The following is a 21,860-nucleotide window of genomic DNA, read 5'->3' on the forward strand; positions in this document are numbered from 1 at the left end:
CCTCACTGCTCCCAGGACCGGAACGCCCGCAGACGCTCCGGAGTCGTCACGACTGCCAGGTGTGTGTCGTCCGGCGCACCGCGGCCCAGCGCGGCGAGCAGCCGTCGGACGGGTGCGTTGCGCGGTGTCCGCTCCGCCGTCAGACGTACCGTGGCGCAGCCCAGCGCGTCGGCGCGGTCGGCCAGCCACCCCAGGAGCCGCTCCTCCACCCCGCGGCCCAGCGCACGGCAGCTGAGCAGCCAGGCCAGGACGTCGAGCCGGTCGCCGTCCCGGCAGACCGCGAGCAGCCCGATCTGCCCGTAGTCCCCGAACCGGTCGCGGGCCGCGGCCGTCCACACCTCGCCCTGCCGGCGCCACCGCTCCAGATCGCCGCCGTCGGCCGACCGGGCGCACAGGGTGAACTGGTTGGTGCGGCGTACGAGTTGCTCGGCGCGCTCGACGTCCCGCCCGGACAGCGGCCGGATGTCGACCTCCAGATCCAGCTGGGCGAGAAACTCCTCGAACCCGGCCCGCTCGCGGATCGCGTCACGGGCCCGCTCATGGCGGTAGAACTCGGCGCGCAGCGAGTCCTCCGCCGTGCCCGCGGCCGGGACCAGCGGCCACAGCCGGGCCAGGAAGGGCTCCAGCTCCCCGGCCGCCGGGCAGGTCACGGACAGCACCTCGGGCAGCGCCGACCGCATGGCGGCGATCTCGACCGGGTTGTCGTCGAGGAACAGGAAGCTGTCGAGGCCCAGGTTGAGGGTGCGCGCCGCCGCCTCCAGGCGCTCCGCCTTGCGGCCCCACGCGGCGGAGACCACGCTGAAGTGCTCCGCCCGCAGCAGGCTGTCCGGGCGGTCGAGCACCGCCCGCACCGTGGCCTCGTCGTTGTTGCTGACCAGGGCCAGCAGCGCCCCGGCGGCCCGCCACTGGAGCAGCCGGCGGGCCAGCAGCGCACGGGGGCCGCCGAGGTCCACGCCGTCCGGGCCGATCTCCCCGGCCACCCCGCTCCACAGCGTCTCGTCGCCGTCCACCGCGATCACCTTCGGCGGCGTGCGGCGCACGGCCCGCACCACCTCGGCCAGGGTGAGGGCCACGGCGGCCTGGAACGGCGGGGTGAACGGCAGGTGCGCCAGCTTGTCGGTGCGGTCGTCGAACCGGTCCTCGACGGCGTGGTGCCGGGTCCAGTCGTCGGGGCGCAGCACCGCGACACCGGGCAGCTCCGCCAGCTCGGCCGCCAGTTCGCGCTCCCACCGCGCCAGGCGCTCGTCGCCGTACGAGGAGGGCAGGAACCCGACGACCAACGGCTTGCGGGTCCGCTCGGCCAGGGCCCGCAGCGCGGCCGGGTACTCCGCGCGCAACTCGGCGAGCAGGGCGTCGCCGACCGCCCCGAACCGCTCCAGGTCGACGGCCCTCAGCAGCACCACTCCGAGCGCCGTCGAGGGGTCGGCGAAGACCCCGGAGGGATCCCGCAGGCCCGCCAGGACGTGGTGATACGGCGCCTCCACGACCGTCACACCACCGCCCGCCTCAGACGGGTCGTCGGCCAGCGCCGCTTCGCACAGCAGCGGCAGGTTGCCGAGGGCGAAGGTGGCCGCGAGGGCGAGCGAGGGGCGCGGGGCCGTGGTGCGCGAAGGCGTGGCGGGGGAGTCGACCGCGGGGGAGCCGGCCGCGGGGGAGTCGGCCGCCGGGCGGGCCTGCGCCGTGGGGTCGTCGGCCACTTCGGCGAGCAGCCGCAGGAAGCCCTCGCCGAGCGCGGCGCAGCTCGCCTCGTCCATGATGTCCAGGCTGTGGTCCAGCCGCAGCCGTCCGGCGTCCGGCGTCATCGTGACCATCAGGTCCAGGTCGGAGTACCCGGTTCCGGCCGGAAGGACCTCCAGGCCGTCCAGGCGCGCCGCCGAGGACCGTACGTAGTTGAAGTACACCTCCACCATCGGCGCGTTCTCCCGGAACAGCCCCTGCGCGGCCAGCGCCGCCAGGGCGTCGGAGAACATGGCGCCCTTCGTCAGGACCCGGTCCAGGCGGCCGTCGGTGCGGCGCAGCACCTCGTGGATCGTCTCGCCGGGCGCGGCCTGGGCCGGTACGGGCACCGGCACCCCGAAGAAGCCCACCGCGTCGTACGCGTCGACGTGGACACGGGTGTCCACCGGGACGGCGAGCACAAACCGGTCCCGTTGCCGTTCGCGGGCGAGCAGCACGGTCAGGGTGCCCAGGCAGAAGGCCGCGGGGGTGATCGCGAGCCGGCTCGCCTCGGAGGACACCCGCTCCATGAGCCCGTCGGGGATCGGCAGGGTCACGCTGCCCGCCCGGAAGGAGCGCACCGACGGGCGCGGCCGCGCGAGCGTCAGATCGAGCCGGGCGCTGCCGGTGAACGCCTCGCGCCAGTCGGCCGCCGCCTCGTCGGCGCGGTCAGTGGGCCGTGCCTCCTGCGCCTGGAGCAGCAGGTCGATGTCGCGGTTGGAGACGGCGTCGCCCAGCGGGGCGCCGGACAGCTCGCGGCAGATCTCGGCCGCCACGAGCAGCAGCGACTGAAGGTCGCTCACCGCGTGGTGCGCGCCGAACACCAGGACCTGGCCCCGGTCGCCGCGGTCGAGCAGCTCGAACCGCCACAGCGGCGCGGCCGCCAGGTCGAACGGCGGCTCCAGCAGCTCCCGCAGCCGCCTGCCCACCGCGGCGTCCTCGTCCGTGCCGCCGCCGAGCTCCGACCAGCGCAGCAGGGGCCCCGCGGGCTCTCGCGCGACCCGCAGCCGCGTGCCCTCCCCGGTGCCCGTGAGGATCGCCGTGCGCAGCGCCGCGTGCCGCGCGGCCAGCCGGGCCAGGATGTCGGTCAACCGCTCCCGGGTGGTGGGCGCGGCGAGCCGGACCGCGAGGCCGATGGCGTGTGCGGCACCGGGGGTGTCCCGGCGGGCGCTGCGCAACAGCCGCACCACGTCACGGGTCGCGGGCCGCAGATCGACCTCGGGCACATCGGCTGCGGAATCGGCCACCGGCGGCCCACTCGGGACGGGCCCGGTGGAGGTGTCCCGCTCCGCCAGCGCCGCGCCCAGGTCCTGTGCGAGGCCGCGGATGTCGGCCGCCGAGAACACCGCCGAGGCGGGCAGTTCGACACCGAGTTCACGGGCGAAGGCGTTGCGCAGCCGGACGATCATCAAGGAGTCGAGCCCCAGCTCCTTCAGGGCCGTCGTGGGGGCGGCGTCCGCGACCCCGCCGCCGGCCACCTCGCCGACCCTGGCCCGTACATAGGCCTCCAGACGGTCCGTCCGCTCCCGCGCCGTCGTGGCCGCGAGCACCCGGGCGACCAGTCCGCCCGCGCCCGGCGCCGCGGCCGGGGCGGGCACCAGGTCGGACAGCAACGGCCGCGACCGTACGGTGTCCGGGTCGAGCGCGAGTGCCTCCCGGTCCAGGGCGAGCGGGGCGAGTTGGCGGCGCGCCGTGGGCAGCAGCCGCTCGAACAGCTCGCCTCCCTCCTGCGGGGAGAGGCCCACCAGCCCCGACCGGCTCACCGACGCGGCCCGGATGTCCGACCCGGCCACCAGCCCGACCCCTGTCCAGGCGCCCCAGTCGAGGCTGAGCGCCGGCCGGCCGGCGCGGGCGAGATGGTGCGCCCAGGCGTCGAGGAAGGCGTTCGCCGCGCAGTACGGGCTCTGTCCCGCCGAGCCGAGCAGGCCCGCAGCCGACGAGAACAGCACCAGGCGCTCCGCCTCGGGCACCAGCTCGGTGAGCAGGGCCGTGCCCAGCACCTTGGGGGCGAGGACCCGCAGCACCCGCTCCTCCGTCAGATGGGGCACCGTGGCGTCGTCCAGCACGCCGGCGGTGTGGACGACGCCGGTGAGCGGGCCGAGTTCGCGCCGCAGCCCGTCCAGCGCGGCGGCCAGGCCCTCCCGGTCGGCGACGTCCGCCCGGGCGTGGCGGACCGTCACGCCGCGCCCTCGCAGGTCCTCGATCCAGCGTGCCGCCTCCGCGGTGGGTGCTCCCCGGCTCACCAGCGCCAGCCGGCGCGCACCGCGCCGCACCAGGCGCTCGGCGACGACCCGGCCGAGGCCGCCGAGACCACCGGTGACCAGATACGCGCCGTCGGGGCGGGGCTCGCCGCGCCCGGCGTCGTCCGGGCGGGTGCGGACGAGGCGCGGCACCAGGCGGCCCGTGCCGCGCAGCGCGACCAGGCGCTCGTCGTCGGCGTGCCGCAGCTGTGTCCACAGGGCGTCGGGACCGCCGTCGGACGGCAGGTCGATCAGCGTGGTGGCCAGCTCCGGGTACTCCTGGGCCACCGCGAGGCCGAAGCCCCAGCCGAGCGCCTGCTGCGGGTGCGTCACCTCCGCGCTGTCCCCGGCGGCCTGGGCGCCCCGTACGACCAGGAACAGGCGCGGGGCCCGGCCGCGAGGGCGGTCGGCGAGCGCGCGCACCAGGTGTGCGGTGGACAGGCAGCACAGCCGGGCGGCCCGGGCGGCCGCCTCGGCCGAGTCGATCACCGGGGCGTCCAGGGCGGACAGCTGGACCACCCGCTCCGGCGGCCCCTCGGGGAACGCCTCCGCCAGCAGGCGCGCCAAGTGCTGCGGGTTCAGCGGATCGAGCCGGTAGCGCCCGGGCGCCTCGGCCGCGAACGTGTCGCCCCTGCGGGCCACCACGTGCGGCACCGGTCCGAGCAGGCCGCTGAGCGCTGCCCCCACGCCCGACTCGTCGGACAGGATCAGCCAGCCGCCCTGGGCGGGCGCCTCGCGCGCGGCGGGCCTGGGCAGCCACCGCGTCTCGAAGAGCGAGCCGTCAAGCGGAGACAGCGCGGCCAGCGCGGCCAGCCGGAACCCCTCGATGTCCAGGACGAGTTGTTCCTCCGCGTCCCAGACCCGCAGATCCAGGGTGGCGGTGTCCCCGTCCACGGCGCGCAGCGAGCAGGTCGCCCAGGCCGGTGCGGTACGCCGCCCCGTGAACCGCAGCCGCCCGACCCCGGCGGGTACGAATGCCCGGCCCGCGGGGGCGTCGCCCGGCAGGGCGGCCGTCCGGAAGGCGGCGTCGAGGACGGCGGGGTGCAGCAGATGCCCGGCGGCGGGCACCTCGGCCAGCCGGCCGAGCGCCGCGCCGGCCGAGCGATGGCCCTCCTCCAGGCCCCGGAAGGCCGGGCCGTAGTCGATGCCCAGGGCGGCAAGACCGGCGTGGACTTCGGCCATGTCGACCGCCTCGGCGCACAACTCCCGCAGCTCGGAGAGGACTTCAGGACCGCCGCCGGGCCCGGGGCACGGCTCGGCCTCGGCGCGGGCGACACGCCCGCGGACGTGCCGCACCCACTCCGGGCGTTGCCCGCGGAGGGACGTCGAGGCGATGGCGAAGTCCCGGACGCCGTGCTCCTCGGGCCGCAGGACCAGCTGAAGCCGTACGGGCGCCTCCGCCTCCAGTCGCAGCGGCGCCTCGAACTCGACCTCGGACAGCCGCGGCCGTCCGCCCTCGTCGAGCGCCGATGCCGCCGCGAGCGCCATCTCCAGGAACGCGGCCGCGGGCAGCCACACCTCCCCGGCGACCCGGTGGTCGGACAGATAGCCGAACCGGCTGTCCCGCAGGTCGAGGTCGGTCTGGAAAATGTGCCTGTCCGGTTCGTCGCTGGCCTCCACATGCGTGCCGATCAGCGGCGAGGTGCCCGGCCCCGCGGCCGTCGCGGGAGCGGCCGACAGCCAGTGGCGCTCCCGGGCGAAGGCATAGGTGGGCAGGTCGGTGCGGCGGCCCGCCGAGAACAGGACGGACCAGTCGGGCGTGTGCCCCGCGCCGTACAGCCGCCCCAGCCCGCGCAGCAGCCCGTCCGGGCCCGCCTCGTCGCGTCGCAGCGAGCCGACGCTCACCGCGTCGATCCCGGCCTCGGCGGCCACCGACTCGATCGAAGCGCCGAGCGACGGATGCGGGCTCAGCTCCACGAAGTACCGACAGCCGTCGTCCAGCATGTGCCGCACCGTGTCGGCGAACCGGACCGGCTCCCGCAGATTCGCGTACCAGTAGTCGGCGTCCAGCCGCTCACCGGCGACTGGTTCCGCCAGCACCGTCGAGTACAGCGGGGTGGGCGTCCGTACCCCCCGGACACCGGCCAGCGCACCGAGCAGCTCCTCGCGCAGCGGCTCCATCAGCGGGCTGTGGGAGGCGAACGCCGCCGACAGCCGGCGCGCGGGCACCCCCTCCGCGTCGAGCCGCCGTCGCAGCCCGGCCAGCGCGTCGAGGTCGCCGGAGACGGTGGTGGACCGCCCGCTGTTGACCGCCGCCACGAACAGCCGGTCCGGATACGAGGCGAGCAGCCGCTCGACCTCCGCGCGCGGCAGCTCCACGGACAGCAGCCCGCCCCGGCCCGCCAGCGGCACCACGGCACGGGCCCGCCGGGTCACCACGGCCGCGGCGTCGTCGAGGGCGAGGGCGCCCGCGCCGTACGCGGCGGCGAGCTCGCCCAGGCTGTGGCCGACCACCGCGTCGGGGACGACCCCCAGGGAGCGCCAGGCGGCGGCCAGCGCGGCGTTGAACGCGAACAGCACCGGCTGGAGGACATCCGTCTCCTCCATACCGGGCGCGCCCGCCTCGCCGCGCAGCACCGCGCCCACCGACCAGCCGGTGTGTCGGGCGATCGCCTCGTCGCAGCGGGCCAGCTCCTCCCGGAACGCCTCCGAGCCCGCCATCAGCTCGACGCCCATGCCCGGCCACTGCCCGCCGTGCCCGGGGAAGACGAACGCCACCTTGCCCGCGGGCGCGGCCCCGGGCGGCGACAGCGACACACCGGGCCGAGCCTCCCCCCTCGCCACGGCGTCGAGACCGGCCAGCAGCTCGGCCCGGTCGCCGGCCTCGACCGCCGCGCGCCGCTCGAAGTGGCTACGGTGGCGGGCCAGCGTATAGCCGATGTCCGGCAGGGCGGGTCCGTCGGCGGGGAGGGCGGCCAGGTGTCCGGCGAACCGGGCGGCCTGGCCGCGCAGGGCGGTGTCGCTGCGCGCGGACACCACGAACAGCCGCCGCCCCGGGGCCGCTTCGGCCCCCTTGGGCTGGGCCCGAACCGGGTTCGGAGGTGGGGCCTGAGGTGGCGCCTCCTCCACGACCACGTGGACGTTGGTGCCGCTGATCCCGAACGCGCTGACCCCCGCCCGCCGCGGCCGCGCGCCCGACGGCCAGGCCACCGGCTCCCGCAGCAGCCGCAGCCCGCTGCTGTCCCAGTCCACATGGCGGCTGGGCCGGGCGGTGTGCAGGGTGCGCGGCAGCGTCTGGTGGCGCAGCGAGAGCACCACCTTGACCAGACCGGCGATGCCCGAAGCCGCCTGTAGATGACCGAGATTCGACTTCAGCGAGCCCAGATACAGCGGGCGGCCCTGTGGCCGGGAGGCGCCGAACACCTCCGACAGGGCCCCCGCCTCGATCGGGTCGCCCAGCGTGGTGCCCGTGCCGTGCGCCTCCACGTAGTCGATGTCCGCGGGCGCGAGGCCGGACAGCTCCAGGGCCCGGCGGACGACCCGCTCCTGGGCCGGGCCGTTCGGCGCCGCGAGCCCCTGACTGCGACCGTCCTGGTTGACCGCGGTGCCCCGCAACACGGCGAGCAGCTCGTCGCCGTCGCGAAGCGCGTCGCCCAGCCGCTTGAGTACGACCATCCCCGCGCCCTCGGCCCAGACCGCGCCGTCGGCCTCGTCGGAGAACGACCGGCAGCGGCCGGTCGGGGACAGCCCCCGCAACCGGCTGAACTCCACGAACGTCTGCGGTGTCACCATCAGCGTCACACCGCCGGTCAGCGCCAGGTCGCACTCGCCGGAGCGCAGCGCCTGGGCGGCCAGGTGCACCGCGGCGAGCGAGGAGGAACACGCGGTGTCCACGGTCAGGGCCGGGCCCTGCAACCCCAGGGCGTAGGCCAGCCGGCCCGAGGCCACACTGAGCGCGGAGCCGGTGCCGACATAGCCGTCCAGCTGGTCGAGCCGGGAGCCGGCCAGATAGTCGCTGCCGAACATGCCGACGTACACACCGGTGGTGCTGCCCGCGAGCTCGGCCGGCACGATCCCGGCGCGCTCCAGCGCCTCCCACGCCGTCTCCAGCAGCAGCCGCTGCTGCGGATCCATCGCGGCGGCCTCGCGCGGGGTGATCTCGAAGAACCCCGCGTCGAAGGCGTCGATGTCCCGGAGGAACCCGCCCTCCCTGGCGTAGGTCTTGCCCGGGGCATCGGGGTCGGGGTCGTACAGCGACCCGACGTCCCATCGGTCCGCCGGAAACGGCCCGACCGCGTCGCGGCCGTCGGCGAGCAGCTCCCACAGCGCCTCGGGGTCGGCCACGCCGCCCGGCAGCCGGCAGGCCATGGACACCACGGCCACCGGTTCGTCGGCCGCGCCGCGCGCCCGCGGGGCGCCGGTCGCGGGCCGCCTGGCGGCAGGCGTGCCCGACGCGACCACGGTGTCCAGCAGATGTGCCGCGAGCCGGGCCGTCGTCGGGTGGTCGAACAGCACGGTGGCCGTCAGCCGGGCGCCGAGCCGGGCCCCGATCCGGTTGCGCAGCTCGACGGCCATGAGCGAGTCCAGGCCCAGCTCGCGCAGCGGCCGGCCGGGGCGGATGGCGTCCGGCGAGCGCAGCCCCAGGACCCGGGACGCCTCCTCGCGGACCAGGGACAGCACCCGTTCGGCGCGCTCGGCCTCCGGGAGCCGGGCGAGCCGGTCCGCCAAGGCGGCGCCGTCACGGTCGGCCCGTGGCGCGGGCAGCAGCGTGCGCCACAGCGCGGCCGGGCCGCCGTCACGGGCGAAGGTGTCACGCAGCCGCGACCGGTCCAGGGCCCAGGCGACCAGATGCGGGGCCCGGCGCGACAGGGAGAGCTCGACCAGCTCACAGGCCTGATCGGGGGTCAGGGCGCGGTAGCCGGACCGGGCCATGCGCTCCAGGTCGGCGTGTTCGGCGGCGAGTCCGCCCCCCGACCAGGCCCCGAAGGAGACCGATAGGCCGGGCAGGTCCGATGCCCGCCGGTGGTGGGCCAGTTGGTCGAGGTAGACGTTGGCGGCCGCGTAGTTGCTCTGCCCGGCGTTCCCCACCACCCCGGCGGCCGAGGACACCAGCAGGAACAGGGCGAGCGGTGTGCCGGTGGTGAGCCGGTGGAGGTTGGCCGCCCCCGCCACCTTGGGGCGCAGCACCTCCGCGAGCCGCTCGGGCGTCTGCTCGGCGAGCACCCCGTCGGCCAGCGTGCCCGCGCAGTGCACGACGCCGCGCAGCGGCAGCTCGCGGCCGATGCGGCCGAGCAGTTCGGCGAGGGCCGCCCCGTCCGCCACGTCGCACGCCACCACCTCGACCTCGGCGCCGAGTGCGGACAGCTCCGCCGTGACCTCGGCGCGGCGCGGGTCGACGGGGCCCCGACGGGACGTCAGCAGCAGCCGCGGGACGCCGCTCTCGGCCAGCCACCGCGCGATACGCCCACCCACCGCGCCAAGACCGCCGGTGACCAGCACCGTGCCGTCGGTGGGCACCACCGTGGCGCGGCCGCCCAGCTCCAGGACGACCGGGGCCCGGCCCGCGGCCCGCCGGCGCGCGGCCTCGCGTGCCGCGGTGACGGGCAGCACCTGGGGCGGCGGCGGGCGGAGGCGGCCGGAGCCGATCAGCGCCACGACCGCTCGCAGGGCCTCGCCGAGCCGTTCGCGAAGGCCGTCGTCGGAAGGGTCGTTGTCGAAGCGGTCGTTGTCGGACGAGCCGAGGACGACCGCCCTGCCGCCCGGCGCGGCCCCGGGGTGCCCTTCGCCCTCGGCCGCCACCAGCAGCACATCCGCCGGCTCTGCGGCGTCCCGGACGAGCCGGGCCCCGAGCGCCTCCGCGAGCCGGGCCGCCGCCACGCCGGGCGCCCCCGTGCCCGGCGCGACGCGCACCCGCTCGCCCGGCCGGACGGCGGCGAGATCGCACAGGGCGTGATGGGCGGTGGCGTACGCGAGGGGGAGGGACGCCGCGACGGTGAACGGCAGCTCGTCCGGGATCACTGCGACCAGCCGAGCCTCGGCCACCACCTGGGAGCCCAGCGCCGTATCGGCCAGGGCGAGGACCCGCTCGCCCGGCGACAGCCCGTCCACGCCCGCGCCGACCTCTGTGATCACACCGGCGCACTCGGACAGCGCGCCCCGGGCGCCGGGCACCGCGCCCGCCCGCATCTCGATCCGCACCCGGCCGGGCGGCAGCTCCGGCCGGGGCACGGCGCGCAGCTCAAGGTCCGACCGGTCGCCGAGAGGCGCCGCATCCGGGGGTCCGGCCAGCTCGTAGCAGTCGTCGGCCGGGACCCTGAGGTCGTCACCGGCGCGGGCGCGTACGAGCCGCGGCGCGTGCAACCTGCCGCCGCGGACCGCGATTTCCGGCTCGGGGTCCACTAGGGCGGCGGGCAGGGCGGGCCAGGGGCCGGGTCCTTCGAGGTCGACCAGGCTCAGCCCGAGTTCCGGGTGTTCGGTGCGCGCGCCGCGGGCCAGGCCCCACAGCACGGACTGGGCGAGGCCCGGCACCGTGTCGTCGCCGTCGGCCGCGACCGCGCCGTGCGTCACCCAGACGACCCGTGACGGCGCCCGGTCGCGCGGCAGGGCGAGGAGGGCCCGCAGTTCGGCGAGTCCGACGGCCGCCAACTCCTCGGCGTACAGAGCGGGTTCCGACTCGGAACCGGGAAGCGGCCAGAACCTGACCAGCGTGTCGGTGTCCTCCGGCACGGTGTCCACCGCGTCGGCCGTACGCACCCCGGTTCCCGCCGGGCCGAGACTCCTCAGGGCCGCCGCCACCCGCTCGTCCGAAGGGTCGCCGAGCAGGGTCCAGCCGTCGCCCGGTGGCGGTGTGCTGTCCGTCGGCCCGGCCTCGGTGGCCACGGCCGTCCACGCCACCTCGTACAGATGCCGGGCGCTCTCGGAGGCGCCCCGCAGATCCGCCGGGTCGGCGGCGCGCAGCCGCACGCCCTCCAGGCGCCCCGCCGGAAGGCCGTCGGGGTCCCACAGCGTCACATCCAGCGTGACATCCGTCCCCGCGCCGCCGGTGCGCCGCACGGACGCGGTGAGGTCGTCCGCACCGCCCGGCGGCAGGGCACACCGGTCGACGGCGACCGGCAGCAGCACCCGGCCGGAGGTGTCGAACGCGGCGGCCACGTGCAACGCGGCATCCAGCAGGGCGGGATGGACCGGATACGGGTCCGCCACGTCGCGAGCCCGTGGCGGCAGCGAAAGCCGGGCCAGCACCTCGCCCTCGCCGACGCGCACCGCCGACCGGACACCCTGGAACGCCGGACCGTAGCCGAGGCCCGCCTCCGCCAGCCGCGCATACGTGTCCGGTCCCCAGCACGGCTCCGAAGCCTCCGGCCATACCGGTGGCGGGCCGGCGGCGCCGGTGGCGGGCTCGCCGGCCGACGCGGTGGCGTGCAGCGTCCACTCCGGGGACTCGGATTCCCGCCCGCGCGGCCGGCTGTGCACCAGGACCTCGGGCACGGCCCGCGCGTCCGCCGCGACGACCTCGACGGACACCTCCACCGTGCCGGCGGCGGGCAGCGTCAGGGGCGCGAGCAGCAGCAGGTCGGCGACGTCGTCCTGCCGGTCGGGGCGGGCCACCGCGAGCGCCGCCCGGCACAGCTCCGCCACGGTCGTCCCCGAGACCACCACCTGCCCGAACACCGCGTGGTCGGGCAGCCACTCGGCCGTGGCGCGGGACCACTCGCCCCGGAACGTCCAGCGCGTCGCGTCCGGCGACCGCAGCTGGACCCCGAGCAGCGGATGCCCGGCGCGGGGGAGCAGGCCCGACGCTCCGGCCGAGCTCTCGGGCTCGGTCCAGTGCCGCTGCCGGTCCCACGCGTACGTCGGCAGCTCGGCCCACGCTCCGTCGGCGACCAGGCGCGACCAGTTGATCTCCCGCCCGTGGACATGCAGTTCGGCCGCCGCCCGGTCCAGGCAGCCGGGCCCGTCCTCGTCGCGCCGCAGGGAACCGACGGCGACCAGCTCGTGGCCGGTGTCCTCGGCGACCGTCCGCAGGGCGGTGATCAGGGACGGATGCGGGCTGAGCTCGACGAAGTAGCGGTATCCGTCGGCCGCCATGCGCTCCACGGTGGCGGCGAAGCGCACCGGCTCGCGCAGATTGCGGTACCAGTAGTCGGCCTCCAGCTCCTCGCCGACCGGCTCGCCGAACACCGTCGAATACCACGCGACGGACGCCGGATACGTGACGATGCCGTCGAGGTCGCCCAGGATCGCCTCGCGCACGGGCTCGACCCGCGGGCTGTGCGACGCGTAGTCGACGTCCAGCCGCCGGGTGAACACCCGCTCCCGCTCCAGGCCGGCCAGCAGGGACTCCAGCGGCGCCACCTCCCCGGCCACCACCGTCGACCGGCCGCTGTTGACGGCCGCCACGGACACCGCCCCGCCCAGCTCCGCGAGGCGGGCCTCGACCTCCGCGGACGGCAGGGCCACCACGGCCATGGCACCGCTCCCCACCACGCCCGTCAGGGCCCTGCTGCGCAGCGCCACCACGGCCGCCGCGTCGTGCAGACCGAGCGCCCCGGCGACACAGGCCGCGGCGACCTCGCCCTGGCTGTGCCCCACCACGGCGTCCGGCCGCACCCCGCGGGCCCGCCACACCGCCGCGAGGGCCACCATGACGGCGAACAGCACCGGCTGGACGACGTCGACCCGCTCCAGGGGCGGCGCGTCCGCGTCGCCGCGCAGCACGGCCGCGACCGACCAGCCGGTGTGCGGGCGCAGGGCCGCTTCGCAGCGGTCGAGCTCGTCCGCGAACAGCGGGGAGCCGGCCAGCAGATCACGGGCCATCCCGGCCCACTGCGCGCCCTGGCCGGGAAACACGAAGGCCAGCTTCCCCGGTGGCAGCGGCTCCGACGGCCCCACGACCAGTTCCTCGCCGGGCCGCCCGGCGGCCAGCCCGCGCAGCCCGCTCAGCAACTCGTCGCGGTGGCGCGCCACGACCACGGCGCGCCGCTCGAAGTGCGTACGGCGATGCGCCAGCGTCGCGGCGACGGCCGGCAGGGGCGGGGCCGGTTCGGCGGTCAGGGCGTCCAGGAGCCGGCCGGCCTGTCCGCGCAGGGCGGGCAGAGCGCGGGCCGACAGCGGGAACAGCGTCGCCTCCGGCCGCTCGTCACCGGCGGACCGCGGCGGCGGAGCCAGGTCTTCCGGCGCCTCCTCGATCACCACATGCGCGTTGGTGCCGCTGATCCCGAAGGCGCTCACCCCGGCGCGGCGCACCCGCTCGCCGCGCGGCCACGCGCGCACCCGGCCGTACACCTCCAGGCCGCCGCCCGCCCAGTCGACCCGCTCGGTCGGCGTCCCGGCGTGCAGCGACGCCGGAAGCCGCTCGTGCCGCAGCGCCAGCACCGTCTTGATGACCCCGCCGATCCCCGCCGCGGCCTGCGCGTGGCCGATGTTCGACTTCAGCGACCCCACGCCCAGCGGCCGGCCGGCGGGGCGGCCCGGCCCGAAGACGGCGGCGAGGGCGCGGCCCTCGATGGGGTCGCCGAGCAGGGTGCCGGTGCCGTGCGCCTCCACATAGTCCACGTCGTGCGGTTCGAGGCAGGCGGCGTCCAGGGCGGCGCGTACGACCCGCTCCTGCGCCGGGCCGCTGGGGGCGCTCAGGCCCTGGCTGCGGCCGTCCTGGTTGATCGCGGAGCCCTTGACGACCGCGAGCACCCGGTCGCCGTCCCGCCGCGCGTCGGCCAGCCGCTTGAGCACCACCAGGCCGCAGCCCTCGGCCCACACCACGCCGTCCGCGTCGGCCGAGAACGGCCGGCACCGCCCGGTGGGCGACAGCCCGCGGAGCCGGCTGAACTCGACGTGGCCGCGCGGGGTGACCATCAGCGTGACGCCGCCCGCCAGGGCCAGGTCGCACTCGCCGCCCGCCAGGGCGCGCGCGGCCAGGTGCAGGGCGACGAGCGAGGAGGAGCAGGCGGTGTCGACCGTCACGGCCGGGCCCCGCAGATCCAGCGCGTAGGCGAGCCGGCCGGAGGCGACGCTCGCCGCCGCGCCCGTGCCGACGTGCCCGTCCAACTGCCCGAGACCGGCCGAGGCCAGATACCCGCTGTCGTACAGGCCGAGATAGACGCCGGTGGAACTGCCGCCCAGCTTTTTGGGGACCATCCCGGCCCGCTCGACCGCCTCCCAGCAGGTCTGGAGCAGCAGCCGCTGCTGGGGGTCCATCGCGGCCGCCTCGCGCGGCGCGATCCCGAAGAACGCGGCGTCGAAGCGGTCGATGTCGGTGAGGAACCCGCCCCGCAGGGTGTACGCCGTGCCGGTGGCCTCCGGATCCGGGTCGTAGAGCCCCCGGGTGTCCCAACGGCCCGCCGGGACCTCGCGGATGGCGTCCTTGCCCGAGTCCAGGAGCCGCCACAGCCCCTCCGGGTCGTCCGCGCCCCCGGGGAAGCGGCAGGCCATCGAGATGATCGCGATGTCGTCCGGCGCCCCCGGCACCCGGGGCGGACGGGCCACGGACACGCGGCTCTTGCGGGCCGACAGGGCTTCGGCGATCGAGGAGATGGTGGGGTGGTCGTAGAGCAGGGAGGGGTCCAGCTCACGGCCGATCCGCTCGGACAGGCCCACGGCCAGAGCCACCAGATCGCGCGAGCCCAGGCCTAATTCGGCGATCGGCCGGTCGGCCTCGACCCGCAGCGGGTCGAGCCCGGTGCGGTCTGCGACGGCCTGTGTCAGCCACGCCCGGACGGCCTCGGGGGAGGCGGCGGTGAAGTTCCTCGCGGACATGGGCTATTCCGTGGGGCCGTTGGAGGAGCCGACCACGGCGAGCGTCCCTTCGAGATATGCCGCCCGGGAGGCGCGGCGCTGGATCTTGCCGCTGGACGTCTTGGGGATGGTGCCGGGGCTGACCAGGACGACATCCCGCACCGACAGGCCGTGGGCCTCGCCGATGGTGCTGCGGATCAGGGCGGTGATCGTGTCGAACTCGGGCGCGGCCTCCGGCGCCGCCTCCGCGACGACGACCGGCTGCTCGCCCAGCGCCCCGTCCTCGACGGAGAACGCGGCGGTGCAGCCGGGCCGGAGCGCGGGGTGGCACAGCTCGGCCGAGAGCTCCAGGTCCTGGGGGTAGTGGTTGCGTCCGTCGATCACCAGCAGGTCCTTGAGCCGGCCGGTGACGAACAGCTCCCCATCCCGCAGGAATCCCAGGTCGCCCGTCCTGAGGAAACCGCTCCTGCCGTCCTTCAGGGACGCCCGGAACACCTCGCGGGTCGCCAGGGCGTTGCGCCAGTAGCCCCGGGCGACGCTCGCGCCGGCGATCCAGATCTCGCCGACCTCGCCTTCGGGGCACTCCTCCTGGCGTTCACCGTCGACGATCACCAGGGTCATGCCGGGACCGGGCCGGCCGCAGCTCACCAGCTCCGCGTCCACGGGCTCGGGCTCGGTCCGCGCCCCGGGGCCGGCCCTGCCGATCAGCGTCGGCGGCGCGTCCACGGCGCTGCCGCTCACCATCAGCGTCGCCTCCGCGAGCCCGTAGCACGGCAGGAAGGCCGCACGCCGGAAGCCCGCCGGGGCGAAGGTGTCGGAGAACCGCCGCAGCGTGGCGGCCCGCACCGGCTCGGCGCCGTTGAACGCCACCCGCCACGGGCGCAGATCGAGGCCGTCCAGGAGCTCGGGCGTGGCGTGCCGCAGACACAGCTCGTACGCGAAGTTGGGCGCCCCGCTCGTGTGCGGGCGGAACCGGGAGATGGCGGTCAGCCAGCGCTCGGGCCGCTGGAGGAAGTGCAGCGGGGAGAAGAGGGTGGATGTCCCGCCCAGGTAGAGGGTGTTGAGCACGGGAGCGATGAGTCCCATGTCGTGGTACACCGGCAGCCAGCTGACGAAGAGATCCCCGTCATGTTCCGCGAGCGCGTCGGGGGAGTGCCCGAATCCGTGTGTGAGCACCCGCTGGTTGTCCATCAGGTTGCCGTGCGTCACGGTCACGCCACGCGGAGCCGAGGTCGAGCCGGACGTGTACTGGAGAAACGCGACCGAATCCGGGCCGATGTCGGGTGCGCGCCAGGTGTTCTCCGCCTCCTCGGGTAGGTCCTCGGTGACGACGCGGGCGATGTCGGCCAGCTGGGGAAGGTGTTCCTCCATGCCGTCCAGGGCCGCCATGACCTGCCGGCCGCCCAGGATCACCTTGACGTCCGCGTCGGCGATCAGGCGTTTCATCCGGGTCAGGGCCCGGTGGTTCTGCGACCGCCCCTGCGGGGGCACGCCCGGCACCGCGATGACCCCCGCCGCGAGGCATCCCAGGTAGCCGCAGATGAACTCGACGCCGGGCGGGTACAGCAGCAGGGCCCGGGAGCCCGCGAGGCCGCGCTCCTGAAGCAGGCCGCCGATGGCCCGGGAGCGCCGGCCCAGCCGCCCGTACGACAGTTCCTGGATCTCTCCGTCACAGTTCCCGGTGGCCAGGTAGCGATAGGCGATGCGGTCGGGCTGCCGCTCCTCCTGAGTGAGCATCACGTTGACCAGCGAGTCAGACATGCGGCTCAGAGTAGGGCCGGGAGACCGGGACAAAAGGGGGCAGTCCCACGGAGTGGACGCGGGTCCGAGGACGGAGGACCGTAACCCCGGCGCCCGCCGGGGTTACGGTGGGACATCACCTGCCGCGTGGCCGCCCCCCCGCTCTCGACCTCCCGAAGGAGCGCTTCGCATGCGGATGTACGACAACCCGGTGATCGGCGGCTTTCACCCCGACCCCAGCGTGTGCCGAGTGGGCGAGGACTACTACCTGGTGTGCTCGAGCTTCGAGTACTTCCCGGGCGTGCCCCTCTTCCACAGCCGGGACCTGGTGCACTGGCGGCAGATCGGCAACGTCCTGGACCGGCCGGGACAGCTGGAGCTGCCGGACGGGACACCGGCCTCCGGCGGGATCTACGCGCCGACCATCCGCCACCACGACGGCCGCTTCTACATGATCACCACCAATGTCAGCGGCCGAGGACACTTCCTCGTGACCGCCGAGCGGCCCGAGGGGCCGTGGTCGGACCCGGTCTGGATCGATCTGCCGGGCATCGACCCCGACCTCGCCTGGGACGAGGACGGCTCGTGCTGGTGCGCCGTCTCCGGCGTCCAAGTGGCCCGTATCGACCCCGTGTCCGGCACCGTGCTGGAGGGCCCCTGGCCGGTGTGGTCCGGGACGGGCCTCCAGCACCCCGAGGCCCCGCACCTGTACCGCGTCGGCGACTGGTGGTACCTCATGCTCGCCGAGGGCGGCACCGAGCGCGGCCACTCGGTCTCGATCGCCCGCGCCCGCTCGCCGCGCGGCCCCTACGAGGCCGCCCCGGCCAACCCGATCCTCTCCCACCGCAGCACCGACCTGCCGATCCAGAGCACCGGCCACGCCGACCTGGTGTCCGCGCCCGACGGCACCTGGTGGATGCTGCTGCTCGCCACCCGCCCCCGTGGCTTCTTCCCGGCCTACCACGTCCTGGGCCGGGAGACGTTTCTGACCCCCGTGCGATGGGTGGACGGCTGGCCCGAGGCCGGGCCCGTACGGGAACGCCACCCCGCCCCGGCCGCCTGGCGGCCGCTCGACCCCGAGCCGCCCCGGGACGACTTCGACGGCCCGGCGCTCGCGCCCCGCTGGATCTCCCCGCGCGGCCGCCCCGCCGCTTCCTGGTCCCTGCGCGACCGGCCGGGGTGGCTGACGCTGACCGCGACGGGGGCCACCCTCGACCGCCCGGGCCACACCTTCATCGGGCGCCGCCAGCAGCACCCGGACTGCCGGGTGACGGTGCGCCTGGACCCCGGCCGGGCCCGCGCCGGACTCTCGGTGCGCCTGGACGAGGCGCACCACTACGACCTGGAGGTCGGCGGGGGAGAGGTGAGCGTGATCGCCCGGATCGGCCCGCTGCGCCAGTGCGTGGCGCGGCACCCGGTGGCGCCGGGCCCGCTCACCCTGGCCGTCGAGGTCCGCACCGGCGACATACCGGCCCCCTCCGTCACCTCCGCCGGGGACGCGGCGGGCGAACCGCTCGGCGTGCGTCCGGGCGGACCGGACGCGATCGCCTTCTGGCTCGACCGGCCCGAACCCGTGCGGCTGGCCGAACTCGACGGCCGCTATCTGTCGACCGAGGTGTGCGGCGGTTTCACCGGGCGGGTGATCGGCATGTATGTCACCGAAGGCAGCGCCGCCTTCGACTGGTTCGACTACCGGCCGACCGCCGCCGACCCCCACTGACGCGGCGCCCGGGGCCCGCGGACGGGTGTCCACGGGCCCCGGAACACGGCTCACCGGGGGTGGTTCAGCGGGTCGTGTGCCCGCGTACGGTGTGCCCGCGCACGGCGTTCGCGCCGGGCGCGTGCCCGGTCGGGGCCGCGATATGCGCGGCGGCCGCGGTGCCGGGGACGGTGCAGGACTTGCCGTTCAGGGTGTAGTCGCGCGGCGCCGGGTTGGTGCCCGTGTAGGTGCCGTTGAAGCCGATGGTGGTGGAGGCGCCGGTGGCCAGCGCGGCGTTCCAGCCGGCGTCCTTGACGGTGACCTGGGTGCCGCTCTGGCTCCAGGTGCCGTTCCAGCCCTGGGCGACCTTCTGGCCGCCGGTGAAGGAGAAGCCCAGCTGCCAGCCGTTCAGGGCGGGGCCCTTGTTGGTGATCGTGACGGACGAGGTGAAGCCGGAGCCCCAGTCGTTGCTCACCCGGTAGTCGACCGTGCAGGTGGCGGCCGGGGCGGTGGCGGTGGTCAGCCGCACCGGGGCCGACGGCGGCGAGCTGCGGCCCGCGGTGTCCTTCGCCACCACGCGGAAGGTATAGGCGGTGGCCGGGGACAGCCCGGTGACGGTGGCGCTCGTGGCGGGGGCGTCGACCGTGGCGACCGGGGCGGCGCCCGCGGGGTCGCCGGAGTACACCTGGTAGCTCGATACCGGGGACGAACCGGCGGTGGACGCGGCCCAGGACAGGGTGGCCCGGTCCGAGCCGACCGCGCCGGCCGTCGGGGTGCCGGGTGCGGTGGGCGGCCGCGCCTCGGACGAACCGGCGGGCAGGACGTACTCGGTGATGGAGTACGCGGGGAAGGTGGCGGTGAACCCGCCGTCGGTCAGCGGCTGGTCGGCCAGGTGCTTGATCGAGGTGACGTCGTCCTGGCCGTAGCGGTAGACCTGCGCGGAGCCGGCCAGTCCGGTGCGGCCGGTCACGGACACCGGGGCGGTCAGATCCCCGGTGGTCTTGTTGACGACCATCACGGTGAGCGCGTGGTCGCTGTCGCGCTCGGCCGCGTACACCGAGAGCTTCTCCTGGTCGGCGCTGGCCGCCCGGACCGCGGTGTCGCCGAACGAGCCGCCGTTGCCGTCGTAGTTCCGGAACATGCGGAAGGCGTAGGCGCCGGGGTCGGTGGACTTGGGCGGGGACCACAGGGTGGCCAGGTCAAGGTCCTCACGTCCGAAGATGCCGAGCACATCGGCCTGCGCGAGGGCGCCGTCGATGTGGTCCAGCGCGCCCCAGTTGTACTCGGTGATGGCGAGCTTGGTGCCCGGGTAGTTCTCGTCGACCAGGGAGCGCATGCGCGGGATGTACTGGACGGGCTGGTTGATCCAGCTCTCGTCCACGTACGTGGGGTCCCACAGCTGTCGCGTGGAGCGCAGCCGCAGCTCCTGGGTGGCCGGGTCGTCGTTGCCGCTGGACACCCCGGACTGCTGCGGATAGATGTGGTTGTCGAAGTAGTCCAGGATGCGGCGGCCGTGGCTCTGCTCGTAGGCCTTCATCTGCTGGAGGTACCAGGGGGCGAACTGCTGCCCGCCGTGGGCCGCCCGGTCCGGGGGGTTGGACCAGCAGTCGCCGCCCTTTTCGTTGCAGGTCTTCTGGTCGAGGCCGGAGTAGATCAGGGAGTTCAGGCCCCAGCCGACCGGGCCGAGGGTCTGCGCGCCGGGGTCGGCGTCCTTGATCGCGGCGGCGGTGGCATAGGTGCTGTCACGCATCTCGTCATAGCCCGTGCCGGCCGGGTGCACATCCCGGTGGGTGGTGAACCACAGGTCGGGCTCGTTGTCGAGGTCGTAGAAGCGCACCCCGCCGGCGTCCGCGGACCCGTAGGCGCGGTTCAGGTACTCCACCCAGCCCTTGGTGAACTCCGGGCCGGCGGCGACGCTGGTGTCGGCGGGGTCGTTTCCGGTGACGTTGGTGTCGTCGGTCTTCACACCGTTGCCGCAGTCCGGGCGCCACTGGGCGTCGCTGCCCTTCTGGGGCCCGTACTTGGAGATGCTGAAGCCGCAGGCGGCGTTGCGGGCCGCCGTCGTCGAGCCGATCATCGGCACGGTCAGGATGGTGTCGGTGCCGGTACGGCGATTCTGGTCGACGAACTTGTCGGCCTCCGAGCCGTCCGGCAGCTGGGCGGTGCCGTTCTCGTAGTACAGATTCTCGAAGTACCAGTCGGAGCCCGCGTTGTAGGCGTCGAGCTTGTAGTTGTAGCGGGTCGTGGCGTTTCCGCCCCATCGCCGTACCGGCAGTCGCAGCTCCTTGGCCAGCGCCTCCTCGGCGAAGTTGATCCCGTAGATGTGCGGGTCGATGGCGTGGCGCCCGGTGGTGGCGTCGACCGTGAGCGCGGGGCCTTCCGCGGCGGCGGAGGCGGCGGGCCGCGCCCCCTCGTCCGGTAAGGCGCTCGCCGGGACGGGGTCGGCCAGACCGGCGCCGGCCACCAGCAGCACCGCGGCCACCAGCGCGGTTCTCGGAGTCATGCGCATGATCTCCTTCTGAACGGGGTAGTGGGAGCGCTCCCACGGCTTTCACATGGTCAGTGAGGTCCGGGGTACTGTCAACCGTCTGGACCGAAGAGCGCAGCGAAGGCGGTAGCCATGCCCGAAGAGCAACCGGAAACCGTGCGGGCCCGCCTGATGAGCCGTCCCACTCCGCTGGAGGCCGCGCCCCGGCTGGCCCGGGCGATCGGACTGGCCCCTGACGACCTGTGGGTCAAGCGCGACGACCTGACCGGCCTCGGCGGCGGGGGCAACAAGGTCCGCAAGCTGGAGTGGACGGCGGGCGCGGCCCGCGCCGAGGGCGCCACCACGCTGGTGACCAGCGGAGCCGCGCAGAGCAACCACGCCCGGCTGACGGCCGCGGCCGGCGCCCGGCTGGGCATGGACGTGGTGCTGGTGCTGGCCGGCGCGCCGAGCGCCGGGATGACCGGCAACATCGTGCTCGACGGCCTGTTCGGCGCCCGTGTCGTGTGGGCCGGAGAGGTGGGCGAGGCGGGGCTGGCGGCGGCCGTGGCGTCGGTGGCCGAGGACCTGCGCGCGAAGGGGGCCCGCCCCGCGGTCATCCCTTTCGGTGGCTCCAGTGTGCTGGGCGCCCGCGGCTACGCCGAGGCGGGGCGGGAACTCCTGGAGCAGGCCCCCGACCTGTCCACCGTCGTCGTGGCGCTCGGCTCGGGCGGCACCATGGCCGGGCTCGTCCACGCCCTGGGCGCCGAGCGGGTCCTGGGAGTGCACTGCGGCGCCGTGGCCGACCCCGAACAGACCGTCGGCGCGCTGGTCGACGGCCTGTCCGACGGCGGGCCGGGCGACCGCCGGACGGCTGACGGGCTGCGGCTGCGCCTGGACCAGGTCGGGGCCGGTTACTCCGCGCTCACCGACCCGGTCATGGCCGCCATGACCACCGCCGCCCGCACCGAGGGCATCGTCCTGGACCCCGTCTACACCGGCCGCGCCCTGGCCGGTCTCATCGCGGCCGTCCACGACGGCCACGTGCGCCCCGGCCAACGCACGGTGTTTCTGCACACCGGTGGCCTGCCCGGACTCTTCGGACATCCCGAGGCCCTGCGGCGCGCCCGGTCAGCCGTGACCGACGCCGGATGACGCACCGTCCGTGCCCACACGGGCGGTTACCGCAGGGCGCGTAGCACACCGCCCCGGGACGGCCCGGGACAGACGTCCATACCGGTGGGAACCGCCGCGCTCCGGTCGGACCACCCGTGGCCGAGCCGCGCTACAGTCGGCCGGGTACGGGGAACTCCTTCGCCGGACACCGACA

5 protein-coding genes are annotated in these 21,860 nt (G+C 75.5%); 2 read left to right on the top strand and 3 right to left on the bottom strand.

All coding sequences use genetic code 11. From position 1 onward, the window contains the following. Positions 1 to 2 precede the first annotated feature (2 nt). Entirely contained in the window at positions 3 to 14,648 is a 14,646-nt protein-coding gene (locus ABTY62_RS03280) for an SDR family NAD(P)-dependent oxidoreductase (RefSeq protein WP_352127631.1), read from the bottom strand. Positions 14,649 to 14,651: 3 nt separating this feature from the next. After that, positions 14,652 to 16,388, bottom strand: a complete 1,737-nt coding sequence (locus ABTY62_RS03285; RefSeq protein WP_352127632.1) for a fatty acyl-AMP ligase — start codon at positions 16,386 to 16,388, stop codon at positions 14,652 to 14,654. 169 nt (positions 16,389 to 16,557) lie between these two features. On the opposite strand from ABTY62_RS03285, the gene ABTY62_RS03290 reads away from it, so the two are divergent. Next, the gene (locus ABTY62_RS03290; protein ID WP_352127633.1) at positions 16,558 to 18,087 is read left to right on the top strand and encodes a glycoside hydrolase family 43 protein; all 1,530 of its coding nucleotides are present in this window, start codon (positions 16,558 to 16,560) and stop codon (positions 18,085 to 18,087) included. 64 nt (positions 18,088 to 18,151) lie between these two features. Here ABTY62_RS03290 and ABTY62_RS03295 read toward each other — a convergent pair whose 3' ends face one another. After that, positions 18,152 to 20,569, bottom strand: a complete 2,418-nt coding sequence (locus tag ABTY62_RS03295; protein ID WP_352127634.1) for a glycoside hydrolase family 44 protein — start codon at positions 20,567 to 20,569, stop codon at positions 18,152 to 18,154. Positions 20,570 to 20,686: 117 nt separating this feature from the next. Between ABTY62_RS03295 and ABTY62_RS03300 the strand changes: the two genes are divergently transcribed. After that, positions 20,687 to 21,685 carry a D-cysteine desulfhydrase family protein gene (locus tag ABTY62_RS03300; protein ID WP_352127635.1) on the top strand — a complete coding sequence of 333 codons (999 nt, stop codon included), beginning with the start codon at positions 20,687 to 20,689 and terminating at the stop codon, positions 21,683 to 21,685. The last annotated feature ends 175 nt before the right edge of the window (positions 21,686 to 21,860 follow it).

The sequence above is a fragment of the Streptomyces sp. NPDC097640 genome, assembly GCF_040302705.1.
Classification (GTDB): domain Bacteria; phylum Actinomycetota; class Actinomycetes; order Streptomycetales; family Streptomycetaceae; genus Streptomyces.

Bases quoted from the DNA above. Each gene is read 5' to 3' on its own strand.
- ABTY62_RS03280 (WP_352127631.1), bottom strand. From the start codon at position 14,648: ATGTCCGCGAGGAACTTCACCGCCGCCTCCCCCGAGGCCGTCCGGGCG.
- ABTY62_RS03285 (WP_352127632.1), bottom strand. From the start codon at position 16,388: ATGTCTGACTCGCTGGTCAACGTGATGCTCACTCAGGAGGAGCGGCAG.
- ABTY62_RS03290 (WP_352127633.1), top strand. From the start codon at position 16,558: ATGCGGATGTACGACAACCCGGTGATCGGCGGCTTTCACCCCGACCCC.
- ABTY62_RS03295 (WP_352127634.1), bottom strand. From the start codon at position 20,569: ATGACTCCGAGAACCGCGCTGGTGGCCGCGGTGCTGCTGGTGGCCGGC.
- ABTY62_RS03300 (WP_352127635.1), top strand. From the start codon at position 20,687: ATGCCCGAAGAGCAACCGGAAACCGTGCGGGCCCGCCTGATGAGCCGT.